Raw genomic sequence first — 5,125 nt, forward strand, 5'->3', positions numbered from 1 at the left:
GGCGCTGCTGCTGCTGCGACAGGCCTTGCTCGCGGGCACCGATCCGATCCCGCTGCTCGCCGCGCTCAACATGAAGGTGCGCGCGATGGCCCGCGTGTTCGGCGCGCAGGGGGCGGGCGGGCAGTTCGCCAAGCGGTTCGGGATGGCACCCTGGCAGGTCGAGCGGGCCCAGCGGGAGACCCGGGGCTGGCGCGAGGCCGACCTCGCGCGGGCGATCGATCTGGCCGCCGAGACCGAATGGCTCCTCAAGGGCGGGAGCCGCGACCCGGAGTATGCGCTCGAACGCTATGTACTCTTCGTCGCGCGGCGCGGGCGCGGGTGAACGGCGCGAGCCACTAGCGCGGGTGCTCCGCGTAAATGATCGCCGCGAGCGACCAGCGGGGTGATCCGCGCAAATGACCAGCGCGAGTGATCGCGGGCCCGCTCAGGATCCGTCTGGTTGGCGGATCATCGACTCCTGCGCAACGCTGGCGACGAGTGCGCCCTCCTGATCGTAGGACCTGAGTTGACCGGTTTTCTTTGATTTCGGCGTTTTGGGTGTCGGGATCGGCGTGATTATGCGGAAGTTTCTCGGGTAGCGGGTCACGAACGGGCGAGGTTCGTCCGCTGTCTGTATGGGTCAATTCGTGCGTCGCGTGCGGACCGCGTCGGGAGCGACTGCGGCGCAGATCTCGTCGAAAGAGCGTGGCGTGCGTCGCATCGTGGCGCATGTTGGTTCCGCGCACACCGCTCTCGATCTCGAAGTGATGATGCAGACCGCGAAAGCCCGGATCCGGGCGCGGGCAGTAGCGGCTGGGCGGTGCGGGCTCGTGATCGGTACACGTGCCCACCTCCGCCCGCGCCGCCTGCGCCCATCCACCTCCGCCTACCCTGCCCGCGTCCGCCCCTCCGACCTCCGTCCCGCACCTGCCCACCATTCCTCCGCCCGCGCCTGCGCCGCTCCCCCCGCCCCCACCCTGCGAGAGGCTGAAAATGGTGGAAATTCTCCCGCAGAAGAACCTTTTTCCGCCTCTCACCGAGGTTTCACCGAGGCATGCATGGGAACGGAAGCTCGGAGGAGAGCGCAGGCGCGATTCCGGGCTTTGTCACCGGGAGAGGTACGTGACCTGTTGATACGGCCCGGCTGCTCGGGAGCGGGGCACCAATTCGGTCAACTCAGGAGTGGTCGGCGCGAATGACCAGCGCGAGTGATCGCGGCGCCGCTCAGAACCCGTCGGGTCGGCGGATCATCGACTCCTGCGCAACGCTGGCGACGAGTGCGCCCTCCTGATCGTAGAAACGGCCCTGGGTGAGGCCTCGCCCGCCTTGGGAGGTCGGAGTCTCGAGCACGTAGAGCAGCCAGTCGTCTACGCGGAAGGAGCGATGGAACCACATGGCGTGGTCGAGGCTGGCCGCGCGGAGCCCCGGGGTGGCCCAGGGAATGCCGTGCCGACGGAGCACGGGCTCGACGAGCAGGTAGTCGCTGGCGAAGGCGAGGGCTGCCGAGTGGAGGAGCTGCCCGCCGTCGAGCGTGTCCCGGCTGCGCATCCAGACCCGTTGGGTGCTGGAGGGCTCGGCGACTTCGAGCATGATGTCGGGGTCGACGTAGCGGAAGTCGAACGGCCGGTTCAGCACCCAGGAGGCGCGTCCGCCGTCGGCGAGATGCCCGTACTTCTCCCAGGTCGCGGGGAGTTCCTCGGGACCGGGGATGCCGGCGAGGTCGTAGAGCTCTTGATGCTCCAGGCCGTCGTCGGGTTCCTGGAACGAGGCGATCATGGCCATCAGGACCTCGCCGTTCTGGAAGGCCTGGGCGCGTCGGGTCGAGAAGGAACGGCCGTCGTAGAGGCGGCCGACCTCGAACGTCATCCGCTGCTCGGATTCTCCGGGCCGCAGGAAGTAGCCGTGCATCGAGTGCAGCTCGCGCCCGGGAGGCGCGGTCTCGCCAGCGGCGGCGAGGGCCTGGCCGAGGACCTGGCCGCCGAACGAGCGCCCGTGCGGCGTCGGGAGGGCGGGCCCGGTGAAGATGTCGTTGTGCGTGCGGGCTTCGGAGTCGATGACCGCCAGCATCGCGGTGAGGTCGGGTACGCCGCTCATGGTGCCTCCTGGTATCCGTCACGCCCAGTCTATTGTCGTCGCCGAGCGCGGCCCGTACGAGGGCGGCGCGAGGCCCGATCGGAGGCCTGCGGGCTCGGCGCGGTTCGCGTGGCGCGCTGCCGGTCACCCCTCGGAATCGATCATCTAGGCTGAGAAGCGATGTCCGACGTTCTTCTCCTCGCCGATCACGCCACCCGCGACGACCTGCGCGTCTACCTGGAGCGTCTGTCGCGCACCGGGCTGCCCGATGTGCGTCTCGTCTCCCGGGGCGATGTCCTCGCGGTGTTCGGCTGCACGCAGGCGCCGGAGGGGCTCCTGGATCAGGTACCGGTGGTGCTCGTGCTCCGATCCTTCGCGCTGGCGGCCGATAGCGCACCCGGCGGTGCGCGAGGGATCGACCGCGTAGTGCCCGCGCGGGGGCTCCTGGACCGTCTTGCCAGGCTCGGACTCGTCGGGCTGACGCTCGAACTGCCCGACGTGGAATCGAACGCCGCGTGGGCAGGAGTCCTCCCGCCGGCGGGCGGCTGGCAGGATGCCGGAGCGGTCGACGCGGCCTCGCTCGCGCGCGTAGCGGAGGAGGGGATCCGGCGCACGGCCGAGGCGCTGCCGGATTCCCCCGGCGAGGCGGTCGTGCGCCGCGTTCGGACCGGTGTCTGGGGAGCCGAGATCGCACCGGGCCTCCCGGCTGCGGTCGCCTTCGCGGCCGAGGCGATGGGTTTCCTCCCTGCGGTGGACGACGCCGGGGATGCTGCCGGGGAAGACGCTGCGGCCGGATCCTCGCCGACGGGGTCCGCGTCTGCGGGGTCCGCCTCCTCGGCGCCCGTGATGCGGCTCAGTACGACGCTCACCTGGCGGCGGCTCGCGAACGAGAGGGGCGAGGTGCTCGTCCGGACGCTGCTCGGGTGAGCCTCGCGCGGCGTCCGGAGTGCTCCGTGCGGCGCAGGGCCGACGGCCAGCGGGCCGTGAGGTAGGATGGTGTGGTTCTAGCGAATGGAGAATCGCCACATGTCCCAGGTGAACGGCATCATCGACCCGCCCATCGACGATCTGCTCGAGAAAGTCGATTCCAAGTACGCGCTGGTCGTCTTCGCCTCGCAGCGGGCCCGCCAGATCAACGACTACTACACGGATCTGCACGACGGCAACCTCTTCGACAACGTCGGTCCGCTCGTCGACGCATCGGTCGACGACAAGCCCCTGACCACCGCGCTGCACGAGATCGTCGAGGGCAAGCTCGTGATGAAGCCGCGCACCGCCGAGTCGCTCGCGACCGCCGTCGAATCGGCGCTCGACGCGGCGACCGGTGCCGTCGCCGAGGCCGATGGGGACGCGGGCGAGGCGAGCGCGGAGTAACACTCCGCATCTTTGTCGGAGGCGTCGGATAGCCTGAGTTTCGCTCGGCATCCGACGCCTTCGCCGTTCGGTCGGCACGGATCCGGGAGTCCCGGCGGCCCCGTCCGCCGCGCGATCCAACAGCCATTCGAGCACGTGAGGAGAGGCCAGTGAGCCTGCGACAGTTCACCTCTGAATCGGTGACCGAGGGGCACCCCGACAAGATCTGCGATCGGATCAGCGATTCGATCCTCGATGCGATGCTCGAGCAGGATCGCGGCGCCCGTGTCGCCGTGGAGACGCTGGTCACCACCGGGCTGGTCCACGTCGCCGGCGAGGTGACGACGGAGGGGTACGTCGAGATCCCGCAGATCGTGCGCGAGACCATCCGGGAGATCGGCTACACCTCGAGCGAGATGGGCTTCGACGCCGCTTCCTGCGGAGTGTCCGTGTCGATCGGCCAGCAGTCGCCCGACATCGCGAGCGGGGTCGACACCTCGCTCGAGGCGCGCGAGGGCGACGGTGCCGCGGAGGCGGACGAGCTCGACAAGCAGGGCGCCGGGGACCAGGGCATCATGTTCGGCTACGCCACCGATGAGACGCCTGAGTTGCATCCGCTCCCGAGCTGGCTCGCGCACCGCCTGGCGGAGCGGCTGACCGAGGTGCGCAAGACCGGCGTCCTGCCCTACCTGCGCCCCGACGGGAAGACGCAGGTGACGATCGGCTACGAGGGCGAGCGCGCGGTGAGCGTCGAGGCGATCGTGGTCTCCACCCAGCATGCGCGCGAGATCGATCTGGGGCAGGTGCGCGCGGATGTCGAGCGCGAGGTGATCCGCCCGGTGCTCGACCGCGTCGAGCTGACGAGCGGAGACGCCGCCCTGTTCATCAACCCGGCCGGGCCGTTCGTGACCGGCGGTCCGATGGGCGACGCCGGTCTCACCGGCCGCAAGATCATCATCGACACCTACGGCGGTTCGAGCCGGCACGGCGGCGGCGCCTTCAGCGGTAAGGATCCCTCGAAGGTGGATCGTTCGGCCGCCTACGCGATGCGCTGGGTGGCCAAGCACGTCGTCGCAGCCGGTCTCGCACGCTGCGCGGAGCTGCAGGTGGCGTACGCGATCGGCCGTGCGCATCCGGTCGGCCTCTACGTCGAGACCTTCGGCACCGAGAGCGTGCCGCGGGAACGCATCGAGGCGGCCGTGCGCGAGGTCTTCGACCTGCGTCCGCTCGCGATCATCAACGACCTCGAGCTCCTGCGCCCGATCTACGCGAAGACCAGCGCCTACGGGCACTTCGGCCGCGAGCTCCCGGAGTTCACCTGGGAGGCGACGCCTCGGGCGGCCGACCTGCGCGCCGCAGCCGGCGCCTGAGCGATCCGGCGCGGAGAGACATGTCGGGTTACTCGGCGGAGCGACCGGGCGAGCGCCGGGTCGCCCACGTGCTGCTCGATTCCGCGCTCCCGCAGCTCGACCACCTCTTCGACTATGCGGTGCCCGAGGAGCTCGCAGAAGAGCTCTGCGCGGGTCAGCGCGTGCGGGTGCCGTTCCGCTCCCAACGGAGGCACAGTCACGGCTATGTGATCGGCTTCTCAGCGCAGAGCGATTTCGGCGGCGAACTGCAGCCGATCGCCGAGATCGTCGGCCCCGTGCCGCAGCTCTCGCCCGACGTGTGGCGGCTCGCCCGGTCCGTGGCCGACCGGGCGGGCGGCAGCGCCGGCGAC

5 protein-coding genes and 2 pseudogenes are annotated in these 5,125 nt (G+C 70.0%); 6 read left to right on the plus strand and 1 reads right to left on the minus strand.

From position 1 onward, the window contains the following. Both ACFPZL_RS09770 and ACFPZL_RS14245 read left to right on the plus strand, forming a co-directional pair. Positions 1–322: pseudogene (locus ACFPZL_RS09770) on the plus strand (DNA polymerase III subunit delta); the annotation flags it as partial. 292 nt (positions 323–614) lie between these two features. Continuing rightward, positions 615–773 (plus strand): annotated as a pseudogene (locus ACFPZL_RS14245) (IS1634 family transposase); the annotation flags it as partial. 430 nt (positions 774–1,203) lie between these two features. Here the strand turns inward: ACFPZL_RS14245 and ACFPZL_RS09775 are convergent. Continuing rightward, complete coding sequence (locus ACFPZL_RS09775; RefSeq protein WP_218115691.1) at positions 1,204–2,073, minus strand: acyl-CoA thioesterase; 870 nt, start codon at positions 2,071–2,073, stop codon at positions 1,204–1,206. Between the two features lie 159 nt (positions 2,074–2,232). Between ACFPZL_RS09775 and ACFPZL_RS09780 the strand changes: the two genes are divergently transcribed. The 4 genes from ACFPZL_RS09780 to ACFPZL_RS09795 form a co-directional block, all read left to right on the plus strand. Continuing rightward, positions 2,233–2,979 (plus strand): hypothetical protein, encoded by a 747-nt coding sequence (locus ACFPZL_RS09780; RefSeq protein ID WP_218115692.1) that lies wholly within the window; start codon positions 2,233–2,235, stop codon positions 2,977–2,979. Positions 2,980–3,078: 99 nt separating this feature from the next. Beyond that, positions 3,079–3,426, plus strand: a complete 348-nt coding sequence (rpoZ, locus tag ACFPZL_RS09785; protein WP_218115694.1) for a DNA-directed RNA polymerase subunit omega — start codon at positions 3,079–3,081, stop codon at positions 3,424–3,426. A 149-nt stretch (positions 3,427–3,575) separates the two neighbouring features. Beyond that, positions 3,576–4,775 carry a methionine adenosyltransferase gene (gene metK / locus ACFPZL_RS09790; RefSeq protein ID WP_218115696.1) on the plus strand — a complete coding sequence of 400 codons (1,200 nt, stop codon included), beginning with the start codon at positions 3,576–3,578 and terminating at the stop codon, positions 4,773–4,775. Between the two features lie 20 nt (positions 4,776–4,795). Continuing rightward, positions 4,796–5,125 (plus strand): primosomal protein N' family DNA-binding protein (locus tag ACFPZL_RS09795; RefSeq protein WP_452233260.1); only part of this gene is annotated, 330 nt, incomplete at its 3' end.

Origin of the sequence: Leucobacter soli, assembly GCF_042659205.1 — a bacterium.
Lineage (GTDB): Bacteria > Actinomycetota > Actinomycetes > Actinomycetales > Microbacteriaceae > Leucobacter > Leucobacter soli.